The organism is Bradyrhizobium sp. 1200_D9_N1_1, assembly GCF_052075915.1.
Classification (GTDB): Bacteria; Pseudomonadota; Alphaproteobacteria; order Rhizobiales; family Xanthobacteraceae; genus Bradyrhizobium; species Bradyrhizobium diazoefficiens.
In genome coordinates this window covers 2,142,685-2,168,090 of sequence record NZ_CP197226.1, presented here as the reverse complement: position 1 = coordinate 2,168,090, position 25,406 = coordinate 2,142,685, and the positions used below count along the sequence as shown (strand labels likewise).

General features: G+C 65.3%; 25 protein-coding genes and 1 pseudogene. 15 read left to right on the top strand and 11 right to left on the bottom strand.

What is annotated here, in order from left to right:
- Positions 1–70: 70 nt before the first annotated feature.
- From AB5K84_RS10510 to AB5K84_RS10485, 6 genes are all read left to right on the top strand, one after another.
- Entirely contained in the window at positions 71–1,027 is a 957-nt protein-coding gene (locus tag AB5K84_RS10510) for a carbohydrate ABC transporter permease (RefSeq protein ID WP_011089802.1), read from the top strand.
- Positions 1,020–1,916 carry a carbohydrate ABC transporter permease gene (locus AB5K84_RS10505; protein WP_011089803.1) on the top strand — a complete coding sequence of 299 codons (897 nt, stop codon included), beginning with the start codon at positions 1,020–1,022 and terminating at the stop codon, positions 1,914–1,916. The genes AB5K84_RS10510 and AB5K84_RS10505 overlap by 8 nt, the downstream gene beginning before the upstream one ends.
- 127 nt (positions 1,917–2,043) lie before the next feature.
- Positions 2,044–3,009: an MBL fold metallo-hydrolase gene (locus tag AB5K84_RS10500; protein ID WP_011089804.1), complete on the top strand. Its 966-nt coding sequence runs from the start codon at positions 2,044–2,046 to the stop codon at positions 3,007–3,009.
- Between the two features lie 48 nt (positions 3,010–3,057).
- A complete protein-coding gene (locus AB5K84_RS10495; protein WP_011089805.1) occupies positions 3,058–4,059 on the top strand; it encodes an alpha/beta fold hydrolase in 1,002 nt (333 codons plus the stop codon).
- Positions 4,060–4,079: 20 nt separating this feature from the next.
- Complete coding sequence (locus tag AB5K84_RS10490; RefSeq protein ID WP_011089806.1) at positions 4,080–4,544, top strand: DUF6130 family protein; 465 nt, start codon at positions 4,080–4,082, stop codon at positions 4,542–4,544.
- 439 nt (positions 4,545–4,983) lie between these two features.
- Positions 4,984–6,339, top strand: coding sequence for an esterase-like activity of phytase family protein (locus tag AB5K84_RS10485; RefSeq protein WP_011089807.1), 1,356 nt, complete (start codon positions 4,984–4,986; stop codon positions 6,337–6,339).
- A gap of 129 nt (positions 6,340–6,468) precedes the next feature.
- Here the strand turns inward: AB5K84_RS10485 and AB5K84_RS10480 are convergent, their stop codons facing one another.
- From AB5K84_RS10480 to AB5K84_RS10455, 6 genes are all read right to left on the bottom strand, one after another.
- Positions 6,469–7,299: an energy transducer TonB gene (locus tag AB5K84_RS10480; RefSeq protein ID WP_011089808.1), complete on the bottom strand. Its 831-nt coding sequence runs from the start codon at positions 7,297–7,299 to the stop codon at positions 6,469–6,471.
- Positions 7,299–7,745: a TonB system transport protein ExbD gene (gene exbD, locus AB5K84_RS10475; RefSeq protein WP_011089809.1), complete on the bottom strand. Its 447-nt coding sequence runs from the start codon at positions 7,743–7,745 to the stop codon at positions 7,299–7,301. The genes AB5K84_RS10480 and exbD overlap by 1 nt, the downstream gene beginning before the upstream one ends.
- A gap of 3 nt (positions 7,746–7,748) precedes the next feature.
- Positions 7,749–8,525, bottom strand: coding sequence for a tonB-system energizer ExbB (gene exbB / locus AB5K84_RS10470; RefSeq protein WP_038965517.1), 777 nt, complete (start codon positions 8,523–8,525; stop codon positions 7,749–7,751).
- A 27-nt stretch (positions 8,526–8,552) separates the two neighbouring features.
- A complete protein-coding gene (hutX, locus tag AB5K84_RS10465) occupies positions 8,553–9,056 on the bottom strand; it encodes a heme utilization cystosolic carrier protein HutX (RefSeq protein WP_011089811.1) in 504 nt (167 codons plus the stop codon).
- A gap of 27 nt (positions 9,057–9,083) precedes the next feature.
- Positions 9,084–9,416 carry an antibiotic biosynthesis monooxygenase family protein gene (locus AB5K84_RS10460; protein WP_011089812.1) on the bottom strand — a complete coding sequence of 111 codons (333 nt, stop codon included), beginning with the start codon at positions 9,414–9,416 and terminating at the stop codon, positions 9,084–9,086.
- Positions 9,417–9,515: 99 nt separating this feature from the next.
- On the bottom strand, positions 9,516–11,864 hold the full coding sequence (locus AB5K84_RS10455) for a TonB-dependent hemoglobin/transferrin/lactoferrin family receptor (protein ID WP_171463822.1): 2,349 nt from the start codon (positions 11,862–11,864) through the stop codon (positions 9,516–9,518).
- A 262-nt stretch (positions 11,865–12,126) separates the two neighbouring features.
- Here AB5K84_RS10455 and AB5K84_RS10450 point away from each other — a divergent pair, with 262 nt between their 5' ends.
- The 4 genes from AB5K84_RS10450 to AB5K84_RS10435 are packed head-to-tail and all read left to right on the top strand — an operon-like array spanning position 12,127 to position 15,175.
- Positions 12,127–12,324, top strand: coding sequence for a hemin uptake protein HemP (locus AB5K84_RS10450; RefSeq protein ID WP_038965515.1), 198 nt, complete (start codon positions 12,127–12,129; stop codon positions 12,322–12,324).
- Between the two features lie 6 nt (positions 12,325–12,330).
- Positions 12,331–13,284, top strand: coding sequence for a heme/hemin ABC transporter substrate-binding protein (locus AB5K84_RS10445; protein WP_011089814.1), 954 nt, complete (start codon positions 12,331–12,333; stop codon positions 13,282–13,284).
- Positions 13,281–14,372, top strand: coding sequence for a FecCD family ABC transporter permease (locus AB5K84_RS10440; protein ID WP_011089815.1), 1,092 nt, complete (start codon positions 13,281–13,283; stop codon positions 14,370–14,372). Before AB5K84_RS10445 ends, AB5K84_RS10440 begins: the two co-directional genes overlap by 4 nt.
- Positions 14,369–15,175 (top strand): heme ABC transporter ATP-binding protein, encoded by an 807-nt coding sequence (locus AB5K84_RS10435; protein ID WP_011089816.1) that lies wholly within the window; start codon positions 14,369–14,371, stop codon positions 15,173–15,175. Before AB5K84_RS10440 ends, AB5K84_RS10435 begins: the two co-directional genes overlap by 4 nt.
- Here AB5K84_RS10435 and AB5K84_RS10430 read toward each other — a convergent pair.
- Both AB5K84_RS10430 and AB5K84_RS10425 read right to left on the bottom strand, forming a co-directional pair.
- Positions 15,172–16,854, bottom strand: coding sequence for a mucoidy inhibitor MuiA family protein (locus AB5K84_RS10430; protein ID WP_011089817.1), 1,683 nt, complete (start codon positions 16,852–16,854; stop codon positions 15,172–15,174). The genes AB5K84_RS10435 and AB5K84_RS10430 overlap by 4 nt on opposite strands.
- A 162-nt stretch (positions 16,855–17,016) precedes the next feature.
- Positions 17,017–17,637 carry a response regulator transcription factor gene (locus AB5K84_RS10425; protein WP_011089818.1) on the bottom strand — a complete coding sequence of 207 codons (621 nt, stop codon included), beginning with the start codon at positions 17,635–17,637 and terminating at the stop codon, positions 17,017–17,019.
- 199 nt (positions 17,638–17,836) lie between these two features.
- On the opposite strand from AB5K84_RS10425, the gene AB5K84_RS10420 reads away from it, so the two are divergent.
- Positions 17,837–18,874, top strand: coding sequence for an AraC family transcriptional regulator (locus tag AB5K84_RS10420; protein ID WP_011089819.1), 1,038 nt, complete (start codon positions 17,837–17,839; stop codon positions 18,872–18,874).
- 2 nt (positions 18,875–18,876) lie between these two features.
- Here AB5K84_RS10420 and AB5K84_RS10415 read toward each other — a convergent pair whose 3' ends face one another.
- Entirely contained in the window at positions 18,877–20,088 is a 1,212-nt protein-coding gene (locus AB5K84_RS10415) for an NnrS family protein (RefSeq protein WP_011089820.1), read from the bottom strand.
- A 129-nt stretch (positions 20,089–20,217) separates the two neighbouring features.
- Between AB5K84_RS10415 and AB5K84_RS10410 the strand changes: the two genes are divergently transcribed.
- Entirely contained in the window at positions 20,218–20,928 is a 711-nt protein-coding gene (locus AB5K84_RS10410) for a Crp/Fnr family transcriptional regulator (RefSeq protein ID WP_011089821.1), read from the top strand.
- A 120-nt stretch (positions 20,929–21,048) separates the two neighbouring features.
- Here the strand turns inward: AB5K84_RS10410 and AB5K84_RS10405 are convergent, their stop codons facing one another.
- Together AB5K84_RS10405 and hemN are read right to left on the bottom strand one after the other, a co-directional pair.
- Positions 21,049–21,246 (bottom strand): DUF1858 domain-containing protein, encoded by a 198-nt coding sequence (locus AB5K84_RS10405; RefSeq protein ID WP_011089822.1) that lies wholly within the window; start codon positions 21,244–21,246, stop codon positions 21,049–21,051.
- A 257-nt stretch (positions 21,247–21,503) separates the two neighbouring features.
- On the bottom strand, positions 21,504–22,856 hold the full coding sequence (gene hemN, locus AB5K84_RS10400) for an oxygen-independent coproporphyrinogen III oxidase (RefSeq protein WP_011089823.1): 1,353 nt from the start codon (positions 22,854–22,856) through the stop codon (positions 21,504–21,506).
- Between the two features lie 203 nt (positions 22,857–23,059).
- On the opposite strand from hemN, the gene AB5K84_RS10395 reads away from it, so the two are divergent.
- The 3 genes and pseudogenes from AB5K84_RS10395 (at position 23,060) to nirK (ending at position 25,379) form a co-directional block, all read left to right on the top strand.
- Positions 23,060–23,260: a hypothetical protein gene (locus AB5K84_RS10395; protein WP_011089824.1), complete on the top strand. Its 201-nt coding sequence runs from the start codon at positions 23,060–23,062 to the stop codon at positions 23,258–23,260.
- Between the two features lie 25 nt (positions 23,261–23,285).
- Positions 23,286–23,750 (top strand): annotated as a pseudogene (locus tag AB5K84_RS10390) (copper chaperone PCu(A)C); the annotation flags it as partial.
- Positions 23,751–24,284: 534 nt separating this feature from the next.
- Positions 24,285–25,379, top strand: a complete 1,095-nt coding sequence (nirK, locus tag AB5K84_RS10385) for a copper-containing nitrite reductase (protein ID WP_038965519.1) — start codon at positions 24,285–24,287, stop codon at positions 25,377–25,379.
- The last annotated feature ends 27 nt before the right edge of the window (positions 25,380–25,406 follow it).

Sequence of the window (25,406 nt, the reverse complement as noted above, 5' to 3'; positions counted from 1 at the left end):
GCTACGCAATTTTGTCGCGAGCTCCTCGCAATGACGGCGGGGTGACCTTCAACGACAGGACAACGACACGATGTCCGTGACCACACTTCCCCCTCTCGCCCTGGCCCAGCGGCAGCCGTCCTGGCTGGTGCGCCTGTTCGACTACAAGCCGTTCCTGATCGTGATGTGCCTTGCGCCCGCGATCGGGCTGCTGGCGGTCTTCCTGACCTATCCGCTCGGCCTCGGCATCTGGCTCGCCTTCACCGACACCACGATCGGCCGCAAGGGCGACTATGTCGGCCTGGAAAACTTCCAGTATCTGCTCACCGACCCCCTGTGGTGGAACGCGGTATTCTACAGCGTGGTCTACACGGGCATAGCGACGTTCGGGAAGTTCGCGCTCGGCTTCTGGCTGGCGCTCCTGCTCAACAACCATTTTCCGTTCAAGAGCCTGCTGCGGGCGATCATTCTCCTGCCCTGGATCGTGCCGACGGTGCTCTCGGCGCTGGCGTTCTGGTGGATCTACGATCCGCAATTCTCGATCATCTCCTATCTCCTGGTCGACGTGCTGCACTGGCGGTCGAGCAACATCGACTTCCTCGGCTCGCCCTGGCCGGCGCGCTTCTCGCTGATCGTCGCCAATATCTGGCGCGGCATTCCCTTCGTCGCGATCTCGCTGCTGGCGGGCCTCCAGACCATCTCGCCCTCGCTCTACGAGGCTGCGATGCTCGACGGCGCCAGCGCCTGGCAGCGCTTCCGCTACATCACCTTCCCGATGATGATGCCGATCCTCGCCATCGTGATGACGTTCTCGATCATCTTCACCTTCACCGACTTCCAGCTCGTCTACGCCATCACCCGCGGCGGCCCCGGCAACTCCACCCATTTGCTGGCAACGCTGGCCTTCCAGCGCGGCATTGCCGGTGGCGAGCTCGGCGAAGGCGCCGCCATCGCGGTGTCGATGATCCCGTTCCTGGTGTTCGCGACGCTGTTCTCCTATTTCGGCCTGGCGCGCCGCAAATGGCAGCAGGGAGAGAGCAATGACTGATACGGTCGCGCAAGCCACACCCGACACCAAGGCGGCGCCCGACACCATGGCCTGGGATTCCGGGCTGCGGCGGCTGATGATGATCTACCTGCCGCTCGGCTGCTTCGTGCTGATCCTGCTGTTTCCGTTCTACTGGATGGCGATCACCTCGTTCAAGCCGAACGCCGAGCTGATGAACTACAAGGCGCACAATCCGTTCTGGATCTCCTCGCCGACGCTGGCGCACATCAAGCACCTGCTGTTCGACACCGCCTATCCGCGCTGGCTGTGGACGACGATGCTGGTTGCGATCGGCTCGACCACGCTGTCGCTGATCGCGAGCACGCTTGCCGCCTATGCGATCGAACGCCTGCGCTTCCGCGGCAGCCCCTATGTCGGCCTCGGCATCTATCTCGCCTACCTCGTGCCGCCGTCGATCCTGTTCATTCCGCTCGCCACCGTCGTGGTGCAGTTCGGCCTGTTCGACTCACCGATGGCGCTGATCCTGGTCTACCCGACCTTCCTGGTGCCGTTCTGCACTTGGCTCCTGATCGGTTATTTCAAGTCGATCCCCTACGAGCTCGAGGAATGCGCGCTGGTCGACGGCGCGACGCGGCTCCAGATCCTGCGCCGGATCACGCTGCCGCTCGCCGTGCCCGGCCTGATCTCGGCCGGCATCTTCTCCTTCACGCTGTCCTGGAACGAGTTCATCTATGCGCTCGCCTTCATCCAGAGCGGCGCCAACAAGACCGTGCCGGTCGCGATCCTGACCGAGCTCGTCACCGGCGACGTCTACCAATGGGGCGCGCTGATGGCGGGCTCGCTGCTCGGCTCGCTGCCGGTTGCGATCTTCTACTCGCTGTTCGTGGATTACTACGTGTCCTCGCTGACCGGCGCGGTAAAGGAGTAATCGGCGGTTGCACGCGACGATCGTGCAATCGCGATAGACTGCTCACTTCTTCCGTCCCATCATGTCACGGTGATGGCGGGTCGATCGCTGGCGCCGTCAATTTATCGCTCGAGAAAGCGAGAATTGCATGGGATCGCCAAATTCGTTATCGCGGCGCGGCTTTTGCCTGTGTTGCGTCGGCGGCGCCACGTTCGCCGCCTCCGCCGGATGGCTCACACCGCGCGAGGCCTACGCCGAGGCGCGCGGCCTCGTCAGCCTGATCAAGGACAGTGCGGCAATTTCTCCGATCACGGCCTCCAGGCTTCGCAACAATATCAGCGTGCTCGAAGGCTCCGGCGGCAACATCGCCGTCCTGACCGGGTCCGACGGCAAGCTCCTGGTCGATGCCGGCATCCGCGTGTCGCGCGCCCAGCTCACCAATGCGCTGGCCGGTCTCGGCACCGATCCCGTCACCCATCTCGTCAACACCCACTGGCATTTCGACCATGCCGACGGCAATGAGTGGCTGCATTCGGCCGGCGCGAAGATCATCGCACACGAGAACACCCGGAAGCACCTCCTCGGCGTTCAGCGCGTCGAAGACTGGGACTACAATTTCCTTCCGCTCGGACCCGGCGGGATTCCGAGCGAAGTGTTTGCCGGCAGCCACAAGCTCGGTCTCAACGGCGCCTCGATCAGCCTGAAATATTTCGGGCCCGCACACACCGACAGCGACGTCTCCGTCACCTTCGTGGAAGCCAACATCGTCCACGTCGGCGACACATTCTGGAACGGCATCTATCCGTTCATCGACTATTCGACCGGCGGCAGCATCGACGGGATGATCGCGGCATGCGACGCCAATCTCGCGGCGACCGACAAGGATACGATCATCATTCCCGGTCATGGCAAGCCGGTCAGCAACAAGGCCGAGCTTCAGGCGTTCCGCGACATGCTGGTCGCGATCCGCGACAACGTCGCCCGGCTGAAGGCGCAGGGACGCACCTGGGACGAAACCGTCGCGGCGAAGCCAACCGCGGCCTTCGACGCGCAATGGGGGCAGTTCGTGATCGACCCCGGCTTCTTCACCAGGCTGGTCTACCAAGGCGTTTGAGGAGCGGACGACTGACGTCCGACCACCGAGTTTAACGGGGAGACCGACATGAGCATCGCAGAATTCACACCGGCGCCAGCCCGGCTCGATCGGCGGCGCCTGATTCTCGGATTGTCCGGGATGGCTGTTGCCGCGGCTCCGCAGGCTGCATCGGCCAAGTCGCAAGCCGGCGCGCAAGGCGGCGGCTATCCGGTCGTCCATCATCGAACCACGACCGTCGACGGCATCAGGATCTTCTATCGCGAAGCGGGGCCCAAGGACGCACCTGCGGTGCTGTTGCTGCACGGCTTCCCGACCTCGTCGCACATGTTTCGCAACCTGATCCCGGCACTGGCCGACCGCTACCACGTGATCGCTCCCGACTACCCCGGCTACGGCCAGAGCGACATGCCGCCGCGCGCGTCGTTCAAGTACACGTTCGACCGTTTCGGTGAGCTCGTCGACGGCCTGCTCGATCAGCTCGGCGTCACCCGCTATGCGATGTATGTCATGGATTACGGCGCTCCCGTGGGCTGGCGGCTGGCGCTCAAGCATCCCGAGCGCGTCAGCGGCCTGATCGTGCAGAACGGCAACGCCTATGACGAAGGGCTGAAGAAGTTCTGGGATCCGATCAAGCAATACTGGGCCGACGGATCCGATGCGAGCCGGCAGGCGTTGATGAAGCTCGTCACGCTGGAGACCACGAAATTCCAGTACACCGACGGCATGTCCGACGTCAGCCGGATTTCACCGGACAACTGGGTGCACGATCAGGCGTTGCTCGACCGTCCCGGCAACAGCGAAATCCAGATGGACCTGTTCTACGACTACCGGACCAATCTGCCGCTGTATCCCGCGGTGCAGGCCTACTTCCGCAAGCACAAGCCGCCGACACTGATCGTCTGGGGCAAGAACGATTTCATCTTTCCCGCCGACGGCGCCCATCCCTACAAACGCGACCTGCCCCAGGTGGAATTTCACCTCATCAACACCGGCCATTTCGCGCTCGAGGACAAGTTCGACGAAATGGTCCCGCTGATCCGCGACTTCCTCGCCCGCAAGATCGCCTGATCCTTTCGGAAGGAACGGCCATGTACGCCCCCCTCGACTGCATGGCCGTTCTGGCGGCCTCCACATTGTTTGCAGCGACCGCCGTCGCCCAGACCGCCAGAGACGTGCGTGGCCCCTCCCCGCTGGTTGCGATCGAAAACGAGGCGCCCGCCCGGCTGATCGTCGATTCGCCGCTCGCCGAGCAGTTGGCGCGAGGCCTCGTCTTCATCCAGTATGCGACGGAAAACCTGCGCGTGGTGCCGGTGTTCGGTAAGGGCGCGCTCGACGTATCGCCACGCATCGGCCACGTCCACGTTACGGTCGACGACGCGCCGTGGCATTTTGTCGATGCCAGTGGCGAGACCGTGATCGTGGTCGGACTGAAGCCGGGCCCGCACAAGGTGCTGTTCGAGCTGGCCGATCCCACACACCGCGTGATCGACAGCAAGACGGTCAGCTTCGAGATTCCGCCACAGCCAAAGCCAGTGCCCTCGCCGGCGCGGTAAAGGAGTAGGACGAATTCAAGCCTGTGAGGCGCACGAAACGCGCCCGGATCGCGTTCTCGGGCGCCTTTACAGACGACGATCTGCTGCATAGGCTCCAGAACATTATTTTTTGATTTTTTGGAGCATTTGACATGAAGACGTTGGTGTTGACCGTCATCGCTGTTCTGTTTCTCGTCCCCGTTGCGTCGAGCGCGCAGGCCCAAACCGGAACGTCGACTGCAACCAAGAAGAGCAGCAAGCAACCACAGACCAAAAATCTGCCGCGGTGCAGCCGCGCAAATCAGATGGCCGGCAAACCGTGTTACGGTGGGTAGCGCCGAGCAAGGAGTGACAAAACCCCGGCAACGCGCCGGGGCTTTGGCTGCGGCCTTTGGCCCGCTTTCACAAAACTGAAACAAGGGATCCGCATAAGGCATGCGTCCGCCAACAGGAGACGCACATGCGCGCGACTTTTCTTGCCACCGTCGCAACGATCATTCTCACCGCGAGCACGGCGCTCGCGCAGAGCGAAGGTGAATTCCCGGCCAGGCTCGCCGGCCACGTGGTGATGCCGGCCGAATCGTTCATCGACGCGCCGGCGGATGCGCCCGCCGATCTCAAGACCTCCGGAAAGTACACCACCGGCAAGCGCGTCGACGCGCTCGGCACCGTGATGGGCAAGTCCTATGAGCGGGCGACCGGCGTGTCGCTGCCGTTCAAGGGCCAGCCGCTCCAGGGCCATTCCGGCATCAAGACCATGCCCGACGGCAGCTTCTGGGTCATCACCGACAACGGCATGGGCGCCCGCGCCAACTCGCCGGATTCGATGCTGTATCTCAACCGCTACAAGATGGATTGGGCGAGCGGCAAGATCGAGCGGCAGGAGACGATCTTCCTGCACGATCCCGACAGACGCGTGCCGTTCCGCATCGTCCATGAGGACACGCAGAAGCGCTACCTCACCGGCTCCGACTTCGACACCGAAGGTTTCCAGATCATCGGCGATACTTTCTGGATCGGCGACGAGTTCGGCCCCTACATCCTCAAGGCCGACAAGACCGGCAAGATCCTCGGTGTGTTCGAGACGGTTGCCGACGGCAAGCCGGTGCGCTCGCCCGATCACTGGGCGGTGACGACGCCGGGCGCGCCGGGCGCGACCTACACCAACGTCAACCTGCGCCGCTCCAAGGGGTTTGAGGGCTTTGCCTCGTCCAAGGACGGCAAATTCCTCTACGGCCTGCTCGAGGGCCCGCTGTGGGACGCCGACAAGAAAGACTGGGAGAAGGTCGACGGCAAGGAAGCCTCCCGCATCCTCGAATTCGACGTCGCCGCGGAAAAATTCACCGGCCGCTACTGGCAATATGTGTTCGAGCAGAACGGCAACGCCATCGGCGATTTCAACATGATCGATCCGATCAACGGCCTCATCATCGAGCGCGACAATGGCGAAGGCACGGCCGACAAGGCCTGCCCGCAGGGCACTCGCGGCGACAACTGCTTTCCTGATCTCGCCAAATTCAAGCGCGTCTACAAGATCGAGCTCACCGAGGCCAACGTCGGCAAGCCCGTGCGCAAGATCGGCTATATCGACCTGTTGAAGATCAAGGATCCCGACAAGAAGGCGAGAAAGCCGCTCAACGACGGCGTCTACACGTTCCCGTTCTTCACCATCGAGAACGTCGATCGCGTCGACGACGCCCACATCATCGTCGGCAACGACAACAACCTGCCGTTCTCGTCCAGCCGCGATCCCAACAAGGCCGACGACGACGAGTTCATGCTGCTCGAGGTCGCGGACTTTCTGAAGGCGAAGTAAGGCCCTTCTCTCTCAACACGGTCATCGCCCGGCTTGACCGGGCGATCCAGTACTCCGTGACAGGAGTACTTGAATCGAGAGGCCGCGGAGTACTGGATGCCCCCGCCTTCGCGGGGCATGACAACGGAGCTACCTCACCGTAAACTCCACCGGGATCGAAAAGCTCATCGCGCCGTTCTTGATCTCGTCGGGAAACGGCGGAAACGGCGAGGCCTGACGGATCATCGACATGGCCTGGGCGTCGAAGGCGGCAACGCCGGAGGAGCCGCCGAGACGGCTCGACGTGACCTGCCCGCTGCGGCTGAGGGTGAAGCTCAGCCTGGCCACGCCGCGCTGACCGCCGCCACCGGACGGATATTGGTGGAAACGCATCAGATGCGCGCGGACGCGTTGATTGTAGGACGCGATCGCCGAGGCCACCGCGCCCGCGCTCATCGCGGACGCCATGGGCGCCTCGCGCTCGGCGCGCGGCGGCGCGCTGGTGCGCGGCACGGGCATCGCCTCCGAGGGCTTTTTTGCCTCGCGGCGAACGATCTTCGGCTTCTCCGGCACAGGCTTTTCAACCGGCACGATCTTCGCGGGTTCGGGCCTGGCTGGTGTCGGCTCCAGCTTCCGCTCAGGCGGTGCCGCCACGTCCGGCTTGTCCTGCGGCGGTGTCGGCGCGACGGTCTCCTCGACCGCCTGTCGCTGCGCGGGCTCCGGCGGCGAAGCGTCGGCCTCCTGCATCACCGGCCCGGGCGCGACGTCGTCCGGCATTGACTGCGGCGCCGAGGTCACCGGCGCCATGTCGACCATGATCGCCGGGAGGCTGACGCCATGCTCCGGTTGCGACTTCAGCCAGCTCATCGCAAGCAGCGCGGCAGCGACATGAAACGCCACGATCACCGCGGCGGAGACGCCCCAGCGGGCGCCCTCGCACTCGCCGAGCGGCTCGTGCAGGGCAAAGGCGCTCGCGGCCATCAGCCGCGTCCGTCGAGGCCGACCAGGGCGACCTTCAAGTAGCCGGCATTGCGCAAGCTGTTCATCACCTCCATCAGATCGCCATAAGAGACGGCCTTGTCGGCGCGGAGATAAATGCGCTCGTCCTTGCGGCCCCTGGTGGCGGCGTCGAGCGAGGAACTGAGCGCCTCGCGGGCCACGACGTCTTCGCCGACGGCAATCGAGAGGTCCGGCTTCACGGTGACGAAGACCGGCTTGTCCGGCCGCGGCGCCGGCTCGGCGGCGGTTGCCGGCAACTCGACGCCGATGTCGACGGTGGCGAGCGGTGCGGCCACCATGAAGATGATCAGCAGCACCAGCATCACGTCGATGAACGGCGTGACGTTGATCTCATGGGTGACGTCGAGATCACCGGGGTCGCCGCGCTTGAGCGGCGATCCCGGACCTGCGCCGAGCTTTGCCGCCATGGCCTACTCCGCCGCCCGCGCCAGGCGGAAATCACTGATATCGCGCTGGCGGCTCACCAGCAGCATCAGCTGCGCCGAGGCATCGCCAAGCAGCGCGCGGTAATTGGCGATGCCGCGGACGAGATGATTGTAGATCACGACTGCCGGGATCGCGGCTACGAGGCCGAGCGCGGTGGCAAGCAGCGCCTCCGCGATGCCGGGCGCGACCACCGCAAGGCTCGTGGTGTGGCTCTCGGAGATGCCGATGAAGGCGTTCATGATGCCCCACACCGTGCCGAACAGGCCGACAAACGGCGCGGTGGCGCCGATGGTCGCGAGCACGCCGGTGCCGCGCGCGATCTGCCTGGACATCGCCGCCTCGACCCGCTCCAGCCGCAGCGCCACGCGCTCCTGAAGACCGTCGTCGACAATGCCGCCGGAGAGCTCCGCCTCCTTCGCGCAGGACTGGATGAGCTGGGCGACCGCATCATGGGCGTCCCCGGTCCGCTCCGCCGCCTCCGCCAGCTTCATCCGGCCCTCGAGCGCGCGCGTCCGCTGCACGGCGAGCGCACTCTTGCGGCGCAGCTCGACGGTCTTGGCGAGCCACACCGTCCACGTCACCACCGAGGCGACGGCCAGCCCGATCATCACCGTCTTCACGATGATGTCGGCGCCGAGGAACATGCCCCACGGCGACAGATTGCGCGGCAACAGCGCTTCGTCGATCGCGAAGGCCGGCGCCGGCGCGAGCGCCAGCGCGATGGTTAGGATCACGTGCCGAAGCCTGGACTTGCCTTGCATCCTGATCACCCGACAGACAGAAGGAAGCTATGCCGCGATCCGATCCGCGAGCTGGCGGAACCGCGCGAGCTGGTCCGCACGCAGCGCCCGGGTCTCGTCGCGGCCGACGAAGACCTTGAACATGATGCCACCGTCGGCATTGACGAAGGCGACGAAGGCCGAATTCTTGCCCATGAAGGGGCGCTCGACGAAGGCGATGCCTGCGCAACGCTCATGGCGCAGATGGCCATGCAATCCCTTCGGCTGCATCAGGTTGAAATAGCCGCGGCCGATCTCGCCCGCGGGAATTGATCCGGTGAACTCGAAGATCGCATCATCCGTGTGCACGATCAGCGTGACCTCGCCCCATTGTGCGACGTCCTGCATCGCGGCGGCAAAATGCTCGCCGCCTCCCATGCGCACCATCGACGAGGGCAGTGCCTCGATCACGGCACGTGGCGTGACATTGCGCCCCCGCGCGACGTCCTCGATCACCGCGCCGGGATTGTCGGCCATGTACGCCTTGAGATCGGCGAGATCGGTGCTCAACATGTCCAACTCCTCTCCTGCGTCGCGGCCTCAGGCGGCCGCGGCCTTGCGTTCACTCTGGATCACCTCGAAGCCCTCGAACTTGGGATGGCCCAGATAGAGGCTCTCGCCGGTCCGATTGTCGGCGCGGGCATGGGCGCGGCGGAATTCCTCGGAGCGCGTCCAGGCCTCGAACGCCGCCTTGTCGACCCAGGTGGTGTGCGACGAGTAGAGCGTGTGGTCCTCGGCCTCGGGGCCCTTCAGGAGATGAAACTCGACGAAGCCCGACATGCTGCCGAGATAGGATTCGCGCGTGGCCCAGACCGTTTCGAACGCGGTCTCCGCGCCCTTCTTCACCTGGAAACGATTCATGGCGATGAACATAAAAGTCTCTCCTTCTGATCAAGATGACAACGCGCCGAAACCGCGCTGGAACATCAGCGCGGCCCGGCGGAGATGGCTGGCGTTGCGACGCCTGTCGGCTCACGCACCTCCAAAGTGGATCTTCATGCCGGCCTTGTAGACCCGGCCCGGTCCCGGGCTCGACCACAGCACGTCGTTCTGCGTGGTGCCGTCGGTCGAGCTGCCGGGAATGGCGTAAGGCCGGTAGTACTGGTTCAAGAGGTTGTCGATCGAGGCCGACAACACGATGTCCCTGGTCGCGTTGTAAGTCAGGTACAGGTTGACCAGCTCGTAGCCGGTCGCGGGCAGATAGCCGGCGGGCACGTCGTTGTTGGGACCGTACGAGGCCCACTGCGCCGTCAGGATCAGCGTACGATCGAGCAGGCGGACGCCGCCGGTCGTGACGACCTTGCGCGGGGTGATGGTCGCAAGCCCGATATTGGTCGCGACGTTCTTGCCCTGGATGTAGTGACCGGCAACACCGATGAACCAGTCGCCGGCATCGTACATCGTCTCCGCCTCGAAGCCCCGGATGCGAGCATTGGCGATGTTCTGGTACTGATAGAACTGGCTGAACGAGCCGAATGGCGGCACCGCGACCGGCGCCGAAGCAACGAGGTCGATGTAATCGCTGACATCGTTGCGGAACAGATTGATCTTGCCGCGGAACGAATCGTTGGCGCTGAAGATGTTGTCGTATTTCAGGTTGATGCCGACTTCCTTGTTCTTGCCGACCTCGGGGCGAAGGTTCGGGTTTGGCAGGAAGCAGAACAGGCCGGCCGTGCCGTCCGGACAGACGAAGAAGGCCGGTCCGCCACCGGTCGCATGCGCGCCCGAGATCACGGTCTCGGTGATCGATGGGGCGCGATAGCCTTCGGCATAGCTGACATAAGGCTGGAAGCCCGGAACCGGCGTCACACCCAAGGTGATCTTCGGCGAGAAGCGATCACCGCCGGTGCTGGTCTTGCCGGAATCCAGGTCATAGCGGTCGTAGCGAATCGCGCTCACCGCCTCGAGCCAGGTGCTGTAATTCTGCTTCAACTGGAGGAAGCCACCCGACACGGTGCGGATGCCGCTTGGCGTGGTGATGTTGGAATTGCCGCGGCTATCGGTCGTGATCACGTCATCCTGGAACGCGTCGACGCCCCAGGTGAGCGCATTGCGCCAGTCGCCGACGTTGAAGCGCGTGGTGTTGTTGGCGTCGACGCCATACGTATTGAGGACGTAGCCGCGCTTGTCGCCGACGCAGCCCGAGACGTTGTTGCCGAAGCCGCCGTTGCAATAGGCCGATGGTGTCGTGCCGTAGTGATAAGTCTTGGTCTGGTCGTTGTCGGTGCGATTGCCGTAGACCGACATGTGCCAGTCGAACAGATTGTCGCTCGGAAGCGAGTAGTTCCAGGTGACGGTTCCGGAGTAGTTCTTGGCATCGGACGCGTAGACCGACGACCCGCGATTCAACGCAATCAGCGCCTGGGTGGTCGTCGGACCGCGATTGAACTGCCCGATATCGTATTGATAGTCCTGGAACACGGCGCCAAACTTGACCTCGTGACCGAGGGCCGGCCGCACGGTGAGCTTCATCAGGCCGGCCTCGACCTGGTTGCCGGTGTTGCCGATCTCGGTGCCGTTGCCGTCCTTGTAATTGCCCTGCGTGCGGTAGACCGCGCCGCCGAAGATATCGACATCGGGCGTGGCGCGCACGCCGCCGAATACCGAGCCGAGGCCGCGATTGTTGTTGGAGCCGTAGGATCCCGAGAGATCGACACCCCAGCGCTCGCCGGGACGCAGCACGTCGTTGATGTCCTTGGTGCGGAACGAGACCAGGCCGCCGATCGCGCCGGAGCCGTAGATGTTGGCGGTCGGTCCCCGCACGACGTCGACGCCGCCGATCAATTCAGGATCGAGGAAGAAGGAGCCGTTGGCATTGTGGCCGGTGCGTTGATAGTTCTGCCGCGCGCCGTCGACCACGACCGCGACGCGGCCGAAATCCTGCAAGCCGCGAATGTTGATAACGGTCGCGGGATCGTCGCCGCGCTCCTGGAACGAAACACCGGGAACCGAATGGAAGACGTCCGACAGCCGGTTCGGCTGAAGACCCTGGATCTGGTCGAGCGAGATCGAGCTGACGGGCGCGAGCGCGTCGATCGCTCGCTCCCTGGTCTTGGTTGCGGCGACCGTGATGGTGTCGAGCGTCTGCACCGGCGCGGCGCTGCCCGCCTGCGCACGGGCGTTCAAGGCGTCAGGCGTTGCCTGCTGTGCAGCCAGCGGCTTGGCCGGCTTGCGCTTGGCCTGCTTCGGCCGTTCCGGCGACCCATGTTCGGCCTGCGGCGATGCGGTCTGCGCGAGACCGCTCTCCGTCGCCAATGCCGCGATTGAAACCACCGACGCACCCAAAATCAAGGCGCGCGAATACTTAGCCCCGTCAGCCATATCAGCCCCAGCCTGCACTTCACTTCAGTTTTTGGAGTCGTTTGGCTGGCGTGCGTTCGCAAGGCGAACGACTGGCTGGCTGATCTTCTTAAGACGCGGGCATGTTGCCCGCTGTCATGATTGGTAACGTGGCAACACTCTGACGGTCAATGACGTCTGGTTGCAGTTTATATCGATTGTAAATTTCCGCCGTTGGAATGCGCCAGATGCCGCCTATACAAACAGGCGGCATCTGAAATTTCGAAGGCGCATCACACGGGCAATGTCAGCAACATCAGGAGACAGCGGCAGCGGGGCGGCAGAAAGTCCTTCCGCGACAACGAGAACCCTCACCATGCGCGGGAGCCGGATCGACAGCCGCGAGCTCTTTGCGCACGAGCGCGAGATCATTATCGCGCATGGCGAGGACGCCTATCGCCTGCGTTTGACCTCGCAGAACAAGCTGATCCTGACGAAGTAACCTGCAATGACATTTTGCCGCACCCTCACACAGATCCTGCTGACTGGTACGATCGCAGTCGCTTCCGCCGCGCACGCCGCTGGCATCACGGTGCATGACGCCCGCAATCGCGACGTCGCTGTTGCCGACGTCGCACGCACGGTCTCGATCGGCGGCGCCATCACCGAGATCCTCTATGCGCTCGGGCTCGAGAGCCGGCTGGTCGGCGTGGACACCACAAGCCTTTATCCGGCGGCGGCGCTGCACGACAAGCCCAATGTCGGCTACATGCGCCAGATCTCGGCCGAGGGCGTGCTCGGCCTCAATCCCACGCTGATCCTGGCGATCCAGGGATCGGGCCCGCGCGAGACCATGGACATCCTGGAGACGGCGAAGGTGCCGCTGGTGCTGGTGCCCGAAACCTTTTCCGAGGACGGCCTGATCGAGAAGATCAGGCTGGTCGGCCACGCCATGGGCGTGGATGCACGCGCCGAATGCCTCAGCGCCGCAGTCGGCGCCGATCTCGCCCAGCTCCGCGCGCTGCGCGCCAAGGTGAAAAAGCCGGTGCGCGTGATGTTCGTGATGTCGCTGCAGAACGGGCGTGCCATGGTCGCCGGCCACAAGACCGCAGCCGACGAGATCATCCAGCTCGCCGGCGCGGCGAACGCGGTCGACGATTACGACGGCTACAAGATCATCGGCGACGAGGCGATCGTGGCGGCCAGGCCCGAATTCGTGCTGTCGATCGAGCGCGGCAAGGAGTCGCTCCAGGCCGACGCGGTCTATGCCCATCCCGGCTTCGCGCTGACGCCGGTCGCGGCCAACAGGAGCTTCATCACCATGGACGGGCTTTATCTGCTCGGCTTCGGGCCGCGCACGGCGGCGGCCGCGCGCGATCTCTCCGTCAAGCTCTATCCGGCATTGGCCGACCCGGGCGGCGCGTTCACGTCGGCTCTGTCAGCGGCGAATTGCCGGCAATGAGCGTCGCGATCGGAACCGAGGCACGGAGCCTGCGACGAAGCGCGGGACGGCGGTCAGCATCGTTCGCGATTCCGCTTCTGCTCGCGGTGCTCACAGCCACCGCCATCGTCGCCCTGACGGTCGGCGCAGCCGGCATTCCCCTTTCCCGGCTGCCTGCTGCGCTCGGCGTCATGAGCAGCACGACCGCCGATGCCATGACGGCACGCGACCAGCTCGTGCTGTGGTCGATCCGCATCCCCCGGATTGTGGCGACCGCGATGGTCGGCGGACTTCTCGCCGCGGCCGGTGCGATCATGCAGGGCCTCTTCCGCAATCCTCTCGCCGATCCGGCCCTGGTCGGCGTCTCCAGCGGCGGCGCGCTGGCCGCTGCAAGCGCGATCGTCTTCACGGACTCGCGTTTCGGCGAGACGTTGCGCGTCCTCCAGACGGAGCTATTGCCGCTCGCCGCCTTCGCAGGCTCGCTGGCTACGACCGCGATCCTCTACGGGATCAGCAGCCGCGCGGGGCGGACCTCGATCGCGATCTTCCTGCTCGCCGGCGTCGCCATCACCGCCATCACCAATGCCGGCATTGGCTTGCTGGTGTTCATCGCCGACGACCGCCAGCTTCGCGACATCACGTTCTGGCTGCTGGGCTCGATGAGCGGCGCGACCTGGACCAAGGCCGCCGTGCTGGCGCCTATCCTCGTCATCGGGCTTGCCGCCTGCGCCTTCATCGGACGCGGCCTCGATCTGCTGGTGCTTGGCGAAGCCGACGCCTTTCACGGCGGCGTCGACGTCGAGCGCCTCAAGCGGATCTCGATCGTCATGGTTTCCGCCATGACCGGGGTTGCGGTGTCGATCAGCGGCGTCATCGGCTTCGTCGGCATCGTCGTGCCGCATCTCCTTCGCCTCGTCATTGGACCGGCGCATCGCCTGCTGCTGCCGGCTTCGGTGCTGCTCGGCGCCATCCTGATGGTCGGCGCCGACACGCTGGCGCGCACCATCGTGGCGCCGGCGGAGATGCCGATCGGCATTCTGACCGCGGCGGTCGGCGCCCCGGTCTTCTTGGGGATCCTGCTGCGGCAACGCGGGCTCGCCTCGCTATGAGCGCGGTGATCGAGGCGCGACACTTAAGCAAGCGCGCCGGCCGCGCGAAGCTGCTGGATGGCGTCGGCCTCACGGTTGCGGCCGGCGAGATGGTCGCCATCATCGGCCCGAACGGCGCCGGCAAGTCGACCCTGCTGCGGCTGCTCTCCGGCGACCTCCGTCCGAGCCAGGGCGAGGTATGGCTGAAGCAGCGCGACATCGGCAGCTACACGCCGCGCGAGCTTGCCGCGCGACGCGCGATGCTGTCCCAGCACATCAACGTCACCTTCCCCTTCACCGTCGAGGAGATCGTGCTGATGGGCGCAGGCGACCGCAGCGCGCGCGAGGCAGGCCGGCTCGTCGATGCCGCGCTGGACGAGGTGGGGCTGGCGCATTTCCGCGAACGGCAATTGCCGACGCTGTCGGGCGGCGAGCAGCAGCGCGCCCATTTCGCCCGCGTGCTGGTGCAGCTCGCCTGCGGCGAGGCCGAGCATGGACCGGGGCTTCTGCTGCTGGACGAGCCAACCTCGAGCCTTGATCTGCGCCACCAGATCGACCTCGTCGAGGCCGCGCGCCGCCGCGCTGGCACCGGCACCGCCGTGATCGCGATCCTGCACGATCTCAACCTGGCGATCCGCTTCGCCGACCGGCTGGTCGTGCTGAGCGGCGGCAAGCTCGCCGCCGACGGCCCGCGCACCGAGGTCGTCACGCGCGAGACCATCCGCGACATCTTCGAGATCGACGCCGTCGTCCACCAGGCCGACGGCGTTCCTTACGTGCTGCCGCAATCGATGCGGGCGGCTGCGTCTGCGGCGAGGATTTAACCCGCCGGCACGATCACCATGCCCTTGTCCTTCGGCCAGCGGATGCGCCAGGCGAAGTTGACGTCCCTGACCTCGCCGGGCTTGGCGTCGAACGACCATTCCAGCACGCCGCGCTTGTCGCGAATGTTGCTCGCGGTCGGCGGCGTGGTCGAGGGCAGCATCTCGACGACGATGTCCTCGTTCTCGCTGACCGGCAGCTGATCCTCGATCGCGACACGAATCGGGAAGTCGTGACCGTTGCGAACGGTGGTCTTGAACGAACGCTCGTCGGTCTTCGACGTCGTGACGAGCAAGCCGGCCGAGCCTTCGTTGCGCTTCAGCACAGCGCGCTCGATCTTGACCTTGTCGTCGGCGCCGAAGCCGAGCCGCACGATGTCGTCCTTGGCCGAGGCCGAGATCTTGCCGCGGCCGACGAAGACGCCGTCGCGGTAGATTGCGACCTTGCCCGGCAGCAATGTCGCCTCATCGGTCTGCTTGAAGCTGGCTTCGAGGAAGGCAGTCGAGTCCATTACGGGCGCTGCGCGCACCGCGAGGTCGGCGGGCACGCTCATCGAAGCGATGCGCAAGGCCTTGGCGCCTTCGGCAGCGCCGAGGCTGACGCGGCCGGGAATCTTGAAGGTGGCCTGGAAGTCACCGATCTCGGCAACCGCCTGCTGCTCGTCGGCACGCTCGCGCGGTTCAGGCGCTTCGGCGAGCTTGGACATGGGCTCGAACTGCGCCGAGCGCTGGCGGACAGTTGGCGCGGGCCGCGCCAGATCGGAGGCCGCACCGAGCGCCATTGGTTTCGGCGGTTGCGGATATTGCGCGACCAGCGAGCCCAGCTCCGGCGCACTGCCGCCGCGGCTGACGCGGACCGTGGAGACGCCAAGCGTGATGTTCGACCAGTCCTCGCCGGTCGACTGCGTGATTTCGGCACGGCGGACCAGCTCCAGCTGCGGCTTGCGGTCCTTGGCGCCGGTGTCGAGCCGGGCGTCATAGAGCGGCAGCCAGCGCGCGTTACGCACATTGTAAGTGACCCGCAACGTCGCCTTGGCCGCGGCCGGCGCGGCGATGTCCATACGGACTTCGAGCTTGCTCGGCGGTTTGGCCTTGCGCTCGACTTCGAGCTGGGCGATCTGCCGATCAATCTCGCGCATCTTGCGCGTGGCGTCGCGAACGGCGGTATCGGCGCTCGCAATTTCCTCGCCGACCGCGGCGAAGGCCGTGCGCCATTCGGCGATCGGCCGCGCCTCGCCCTTGTCGCCGATGCCCGCGGGGGACGCTTCCGCAAAGTGCTCCGCAAATTTGCGCCGGGCATTGGCTGAGTCGATCGCGCCTTGCAGGTCGGCGCGCTGGTCGTTCAGGGCCTCGATGCGCTTGTCCAGCTCGGGCAGGTTGACCGGCGCCGCACGCGGCGTTCGCGCATCGATCGTGCCGATGGTGAGCTTTGCACCACCCTCACCCTCCACCCGGATGGAGGAAGTATCGAGACCAAGCGGGAAGTCCTTGGCAACGAGCGTCGAGTCACCGGACGGCAGGTCGACCGTGATGATGCGAGTGACGGTGGCACCATCCGGGTAAACCGTGACGGTATCGATGGCCGATGTGGCGTCCACATCGGCGGCCCACGACGGCAACGCGAATGCCGTGGTCACCAGAACCAGGCTCGTCGTTGCCAGACATTTTGCGGTGATGCGCATGTAGTCCCTCCTGCCAGTATCGCTGCGCCGCCAGCCGGACGCGCGATCAAATGCCTCGCCATCGTGGTGAGACGCGGCAGGGAAGGAACTGGTTCGATTGGGGTTTCCGTGGGGCGCCGCTGCGGCGGCACCATGGCCGCGGAACGCGTCGCGCGCCGAGCTTCACATTTGGGTCGGCGAACCCTGGCCGAAGATGCGGCGGAGCAGATCGGTCACGTTGCGGGCGCCGGCCTTCTTCAGAATGCTGGCACGGTAGCCTTCCACCGTCCGAGCGCTCAGATGCATGCGCCGGGCGATCTCCTTGTTGGTGAGGCCGACCGCAAGGTGCTCGAGCACGTCGCCTTCGCGCGCCGTCAGGGGCTCGCAGCCGGGCAACCAACGCTGGCGGTTTGAGTTGGGCTGCCCGAACTCGTCGATGGCGGCATCGATCCGGTTGACGACGTCGCGGGTGCGGAACGGCTTTTCGATGAAGTCGGCCGCGCCGCTCTTGATCGCGTCGACTGCCATGGCGATGCTGCCGTTCGCCGAAGTCACCAGAACCGGCGCCATGCAATTCTCCTCGCGCAGCCGCCTGAGCACGTCGAGGGCGGAGCGATCCGGCGGCATCTCGAGCAGCACGCAGGCCGGCATCCGCGCCCTCGCTTCCGAGAGCAGGGACGCGCCGTCGGCGAAGCAGATCACGTCATAGGCGCTCTGTTGGAGCGCGGCGGAAAGTTGTTCGCGGGAGGCGGCGTCGGTGTCGATGACGAATACCTCGCCCTTGGAAAGCATGTTCCCCGGCATAATCCCGATCCAGCAATGTCTTGGTCAAATGATCCGAGACGGCCGGGGCCTCATCGCGCCCGGCGTCATGAGCACGGCATTCACGCCCGTGCTTCGGTTTCCCTTATGTATGTTCCGTCATGTTCCCGGATTTGACGGAACGGGACAGAAACTTTACATTTCGGGACATCTGCGGGAATGGCTGGCAGGAACGGTTTGCATGACCGACCTCATTCGCAGCGCAGGCTTGAGCTATTACCCGGAGGTCGCCCGGTCGGTCGGGCTCGACCCCAAACAGATGATGCGCAAGGTCAGGCTGCCGCTGACCTGCCTCGACAAGCCGGATACCCCCATTGCCGTGACCGGCCTGCGCCGCCTGCTCGAACTATCGGCACAGATGTCCGGCGCCGAAGACTTCGGCTTGCGCCTCGCCGAACGCGGCGGCCTGACCAACTTCGGCGCGGTCGGCCTGATCGTGCGCGAACAGGCGACCGTCGGCGAAGCGATCGAGGCGTTTTCGCGCTTCATCCATATCCATCATGACGGCATGCGGCTTGACGTTGCACGCAACAAGAAGACCGTGACCGTCGCACTGCATCTGCGCGGACGGCAGCCGAGCGCGCCGCGCCAGTCGATCGACATGGCGCTCGGCAGCGTCCACCGCATCATCCAGTCGCTGTTCGGTCATGACTGGCGGCCGCAGGAGGTGCATCTGCATTATCCGCCGCCGCACGACCGCAAGCGCTACCGCGACTTCTTCGGCTGCCGCGTGACGTTCAACGCCGAGGACGACGCGATCCTGCTGTCGGTGCACGACATGGAGCGCCGGATCCCGAGCGCGCATCCGCTGATCGCGAGCTATCTGCGCAAGCGGATCGAGGCGATCGAGACGCGTCCGGCAAGCTGGGAGGAGAAGGTCGACGAGGTCGTGCGCCTGCTGCTCGCCGGCGGCGACTGCACGGTCGAGCGCGTGGCCGAGCATCTCGCCTGCACCCGCCGCACTATCCACCGCCACCTCGCCGCGTCAGGCACCAGCTTCTCGGCCATCCTCGACGCGCAGCGCGCCGATCTCGTCGTCAAATTGATCGACGACCCCGGCCGGCCGCTGGCCGATATCGCCGCGCAGCTCGGCTTCTCCGCGCAAAGCGCGATGGCCCGCTGGTTCCGCGGCCGCTTCGGCTGCACCATCACCGCATGGCGCAAGGGCGTGCGCCCGTTGGCCAAGCCGGCCGACGTGCCTTCGGCATCCGCGGCTTAGCTCTATCGTGCCGGAGCGGGCAGGCCCATGATGGCCAGTGCGCGCCGGCTGCTGCCGGCGAGCAGCGGGCCGAACGCAATCGCAAAGCCGAGGAAGGCGACGACCCAGCCGCAGGCGGCAATGTGCAGCAGTGCATCGGCATGCGCAGGCCACACCACGGCAGCAACCCGCGCCAGCGCCGCGGCGATGATCGCGACGTAGATACCTTGTGTCGCCGGCGAGGCCGTCAGGGTCTGTCCGGTGTGGCCGAGGCTCGCACGCGTCATCACCGCGAGCGTCATCGTTCCGGCGGCGCCCGCCATCCAGGCGTGAATCCCCGCGCTCGGCGGCAACGCACCGAACACGGCCAACGCATGCAGGAGGAAACCGAGCGGCACGAAGACATAGCCGACATGCAGGATCAGGAGCAGCCGCTCGCGCGAGGTGCGGTCGCCAGCCCAGCGCGCAAGCCGCACCAGATGCAGCACGCCGACGAGCGCCATCGCGGCGCCGGTCACCACATTCAACGGCGCCACGATCCACGAGATCAGCGCCAACGCGCTCAATGCGATCACCGCGCCATCGAAGCGGCCGAACGGGACCGGCAGGCGGCCGGGATTGAACTTGACCAGCCAGTTGCGGGTGAAGCTCGGAATGATGCGGCCTCCGATCAGCGCGATCAGCAGCACGACCACGCCGATGCCGACGCGGATGCTGACATCGGCCGCGCCCGCGTAGTGCGCTTCGAGATGAAAGCCGACATTGCCGGTGAGCAGCACGAGCACCAGGATCACCACGGGAAGGTTGCGCCAATTGCCGCCCGCGATGATCTCGCGCGTCGCGGCGGCGACGACCAGCGCCAGGAACGCGGCATCGACGACAAGCGCGAACGCCCAGCCGACCTCGGCGGACAGCGTCACCGCGAGGCGGCCGGCCAGCCACACCGCCAGCAACGCGCCCAGCGACGTGCCCTGGATCGGCAGCCGCCCGGTCCAGTTCGGGATCGCCGTAAACAGGAACCCGGTGATGACCGCCGGCAGGAAGCCATAGAGCATCTCGTGGACGTGCCAGTCGCGCGGCGCGAAGGCTGACGTCACCGACAATTCGCCGTAGAACATCGGCAGCCAGGCCAGGATCGAGAGCCCTGCCTGGATGGCGGCGAGCAGGAAAAAGGGCCGAAAGCTGTTCGCGAACAGCGGCCAGCCCGCAAAGTTGCGGGATCGGGCGCCAGCCATGGGGCAACTCCTGTAAATTCAGACCGTTGCCTGGAAAAATACTGCCGCCCCGGCCGGCGGGTTTTGCGCTATCGCAAACTACCAGACGATTGCAGGTGCCATCACACTCCAGAGCGCCAAGGAGGCAGAATGGCCAAGGTCGACACATCGCTGGTTGCGCATTTGCCGCTGTTTGCCGGGGTCACGCCGGAAGCCCTGGACGAGATCCTGCGCGAGGCCCGCTCGGCGCGCTATCCCAAGAACAGCGCCATCTTCGAGCAGGGCGCAGACGCGCAGTCCTTCTTCCTGCTGCTGCACGGCCACGTCCGCGCGGCCAAGACCACGCCGACCGGCGAGCAGATCGTGGTGCGCTACGTCGCGCCCGGTGAGACGTTCGGGCTCGCGATGGCGATCGGAGCCGGGCGCTACCCCGCTACTGCGATGGCTGTCGACGACAGCGTGGTGCTGATCTGGCCGACCTCGGCCTGGCCGCGGCTGGTCGAGCGGTTTCCGGCGCTCGCCGCCAACACGCTCCAGACCGTCGGCACGCGGCTCCAGGAGAGCCACACCCGCATACTGGAAATGTCGACCCAGCAAGTCGAACAACGCATCGCGCATGCGCTGCTGCGCCTCGCCAAGCAATCCGGCAAGAAGCTCGACCACGGCATCGAGATCGACTTCCCGATCAGCCGCCAGGACATCGCGCAGATGACCGGCACCACGCTGCACACCGTGAGCCGCATCCTGAGCGGCTGGGAACAGCAGGGCCTCGTCGAGAGCGGCCGCCAGCGCATCATCCTGCGCGAACCGCACAGGATCGTCGTGCTGGCGGAGCGGAGCCCCGACAGCGGCGCGCCATGATGGCTGCGCCGGCAGGTTCACCCTGCTCCCGAAGATTGGGGTGAGAGCCGCTTTCGCTTACGGCGAAAGCGCTCCCTCACCCGGGAATCCGCACGCGGCCCGCGCGAATTCCAGACCGTCTCACGCCGGCACGCAGTCGCAGAGCGCGGCGAGGAATTTGTCGCGGTCGATGCCGTGCTCGCGGCAGGCGTCTTCCACCGTGTGGAAGGTTGCGATCGGGCAGCCGACGCAGGCCAGCCTGAAAGCAAGAAACACGCGGATCGTGTGCGGCGCCGTGCGCATGATGTCATCGACCAGATCGTCGGATCCAAAAGGCATGGACAACTCCGTTCCGAAACGACGATAGCGGAGCGAGCTGTGGTTTCTTTGTTGGAGCGCAAGCTGTTGCCAGTTCCTCGGCTCGTCATTCCGGGGCGCGCCACCGAACCCGGGTTTACCCGAGTTCGGAAGACTCTAAGATCCAAGTCGGCAACAGCCGACTTGGATGGCGCGAACCCGGAATCCATCGGGCAGCAAGCTGTGCGGTGAAATGGATTCCGGGGTCGCGCCAAGCGGCGCGCCCCGGAATGACGCAGCTACACCGCCCGGCTATGCAGCTGCTTGCCCGGATCCAGATGCGCGTCGAACGCGGCGGCGACGCTGCGGACCAGGAAGCGCGAGTCGTTCGCGACCGCGAGCCGGTCGCCGTCCAGCCTCACGACGCCGTCAGAAATCAGCGGTTTCAGACGCGACGCCGATTTGAGCATCGCCTCGGGCTCTGCGCCGTGGCGCGCGCAGATATCACCGAGATCGGCGCTGAACTCGCACATGATGCGCTCGATGATGTCGGCGCGCAGCCGGTCGTCGTCGGTGAGCCCATAGCCCTTCGCGGTGGCGAGGCGGCTGGCGCCGATGCTCTGCGCATAGGCGCCGATCTGCACCTCGTTCTGGACGTAACCCTGCGGCAGATGTCCGATGGCGCTCGCGCCGAAGCCGAGCAGGACCTCGCCTTGGTCGGTGGTATAGCCCTGGAAATTGCGCCGCAGCGTCCGCTCCTCGAAGGCCACGGCCATGGAATCGTCGGGTCGCGCGAAATGATCGAGCCCGATCTGCACGTAACCGGCCTCCTTCAGCGCATTCGCGATCGCACAGGCCTGGTCGTGACGCGCCGGGCCGTCGGGCAGCGCGCCCTGGTTGATCATGCGCTGGTGCTTCTTGAAATCAGGCACGTGAGCGTAGCCGAACACCGAGAAGCGATCGGGCGCGAGCAAGAGGCTGCGCCGCACCGTGTCCAGGCACGAGGCGACGGTCTGATGCGGCAGCCCGTAGATCAGGTCGAAATTGATTCCCGCGATGCCGGCATGCCGGAGCATGTCGACGACGGCAGCCGTCTGCTCGAAGCTCTGGATGCGGTTGATCGCACGCTGCACGATGGGGTCGAAACTCTGCACCCCCAGGCTGGCGCGATTGACGCCGGACAGCCGCATGGCCTCGACCATGTCGGCGGTCAGCGTGCGGGGATCGATCTCGACGGCAATCTCGGCCGATGGCAGTACGAAGAACGCCTGGCGCATCGCCGCCATCAACTCGGCAAAAGCCTCGGGCGCCATGATCGTCGGCGTGCCGCCGCCGAAATGGATATGCTCGACCTTGATGCGGCGGCCGATGGTCTCGGCGACCAGCGCGATCTCACTGCGCAGCGTCCGCTGGTAGGCCGCAATCAGATCGTCGCGCCGGACGATCTGGGTATGGCAGCCGCAATACCAGCACATCTCGCGGCAGAACGGCACGTGCAGATAGAGTGACGCGCTGGCACCGGCCGGGAGCTCGGACAGCCAGCGGGCGTAGGTACCGGCGTCGATGACCGGCGAGAAGTGCGGCGCGGTCGGATAGCTCGTGTAGCGAGGCAGTCTTTCTTCGCCGTAGCTCACTGCGAGATCAGCTCTCATATCTTACCCATTCGTAAATTTCGGCCGCTTGCGGAGCCGCGGCAAATCACGGAATGCATTCAGCTAACCCGGATTTGCGGAAGCGACCTTGCGCTCGCGCAAAGTCGGACCGGGGCACCGCAAACATTGCGCTCGCGCAAAGCGCAGCGGACGGTTCCGCGCAATGATCACGGGCAATTCGCACGGCATCCGGAGCGTTTGCCATGAGGCTTCTCGCACTCGAACTGATTTTCTCCCTGCTCGACGTCCGCGGCCATATCCCGCGTTTCGACGACTTCCGGCCGGTCCCGGCCTCGCCGGCCCCGGCCGGTATCGTGCACACTCTGGCCGCCGTAATCGTCGTCCTCGCCGTCCTGTCGCTGGCGATCTGGGCCGCGGTCTGGGTTGCCATTCATTTGCTATAGCCGCGTCTTCGCGAAGGCCTCGATCATGATCTCATCCAAACGCGCATTTGCCGGCGCGGTCGCCCTGACATGCCTTGTCTGGCCGCCCGCCTTCGCCGCCGACACGACCAGCGGCGATCTCGTCATCACCAAGGCCTGGAGCCGGGCGACGCCCGGGGGAGCCAAGGTCGCCGGCGGCTATCTGACGATCGAGAACAGGGGCCACGCGCCGGAGCGGTTGCAGACCGCATCGGCCGCCCATGCGCTTCGAACCGAAATCCACGAAATGGCCGTCAACAACGGCGTCATGACCATGCGCCCGCTCATCGACGGGCTCGTCATCGCCCCCGGACAAATCGTTAAACTTGCCCCCGGCGGCGGACACCTGATGTTCATCGGCCTCGATGCTCCACTTCGTGTCGGCGACCAGGTACCGGTGACGCTGTCGTTCGAGCATGCCGGCGAAGTGAAAGTGACGCTCGACGTACAGGCTATCGGCGCGCAGGCGCCGGAGAAAACAGAGCGCACGGAGATCGCGCAGCCCGCGCACCACCCCGAGCCGGCGGCGGCCGCTCCGCCCGCGATGGTTTCCGAAGCCGACGAAAGTTTCTTCACCCATCTTCATGCCGAGAAGGCCATGGCGAACGTCACGGTCTTGCCCGGTCGTGCCGGTCCGGTCGAGATCGCAATCCAGCTCGAAGATGCGAACGAGTTGCCGCTGAGCGCCGACGCCGTTGCAGTCACGCTCGGCAACCCCGAGCACGGCGTGGCGCCGATGACCGCAAACGCCGAACGCGTCGGCAACGATCAGTGGAGAGTCAGGATGTCGGCGCCGCTGTCTGGCCGATGGTCGCTGGGCCTCGACATCCGCATCACGCCGTCGGACGCGGTCAACGTGGTGTCGCCGATCCTGCTCCGTTGAAGGATCTAAGTACTGTTGCGGAGGCGAATCCGGCGAAAGCTTGTTGCAGCGCAAACACTCTTGCCGTAACAGGCGCACACTGCATCCCGTCATCAAAACCATTTCAGATGAAGGATGCTTCCGATGTTCACCCGCAGAGCCGCATTGATCAGCGCCGCCGCGACCGCCCTGATGCTGGCGACACCCGCCCTGGCCGCCGACGATCTCAAACTGCCGCGCCAGAAAGTGGAGCTGGTGGCCCCGCCGTTCGTGCATGCGCACGAGCAGGCGACCAAGCAGGGCCCCAAGATCGTGGAGTTCAAGCTCACGATCGAGGAGAAGAAGGTCGTCATCGACGAGAAGGGTACCACCTTCCAGGCGATGACCTTCAACGGCTCGATGCCGGGCCCGCTGATGGTGGTGCATGAAGGCGACTACGTCGAAACGACGCTGGTCAATCCCGCGACCAACACCATGCCGCACAACATCGACTTTCACTCCGCGACCGGCGCGCTCGGCGGCGGCGCGCTCACCCTGATCAATCCCGGCGAGCAGGTCGTGCTGCGCTGGAAGGCGACCAAGACCGGCGTGTTCGTCTATCACTGCGCGCCGGGCGGCCCGATGATCCCCTGGCACGTCGTCTCCGGCATGAACGGTGCCGTGATGGTGCTGCCGCGCGACGGACTGAACGACGGCAAGGGCCACGCGCTGAAATACGACAAGGTCTACTATGTCGGCGAGCAGGACATGTACGTGCCGCGCGACGAGAAGGGCAATTTCAAGTCCTATGACTCGCCGGGCGAAGCCTTCACCGACACCGAAGAGATGATGAAGAAGCTGATCCCATCCCATGTCGTGTTCAACGGCAAGGTCGGCGCGCTTACCGGCAAGAATGCGCTCACCGCCAATGTCGGCGAGAACGTGCTGATCGTGCACTCGCAGGCCAATCGCGACAGCCGCCCGCATCTGATCGGCGGCCATGGCGACTATGTCTGGGAGACCGGCAAATTCGGCAATGCACCCGAGGTCGGGCTGGAGACCTGGTTCATCCGCGGCGGCTCGGCAGGGGCTGCGATGTACAAGTTCATGCAGCCCGGCATCTACGCCTATGTCACGCATAACCTGATCGAGGCCGCCGACCTCGGCGCCACCGCGCACTTCAAGGTCGAAGGCAAGTGGAACGACGATCTGATGACCCAGGTGAAGGCGCCTGCGGAAATCCCGGCCAACACCAACTAGACGCGACAAGGGGCCGGTGGATCACCG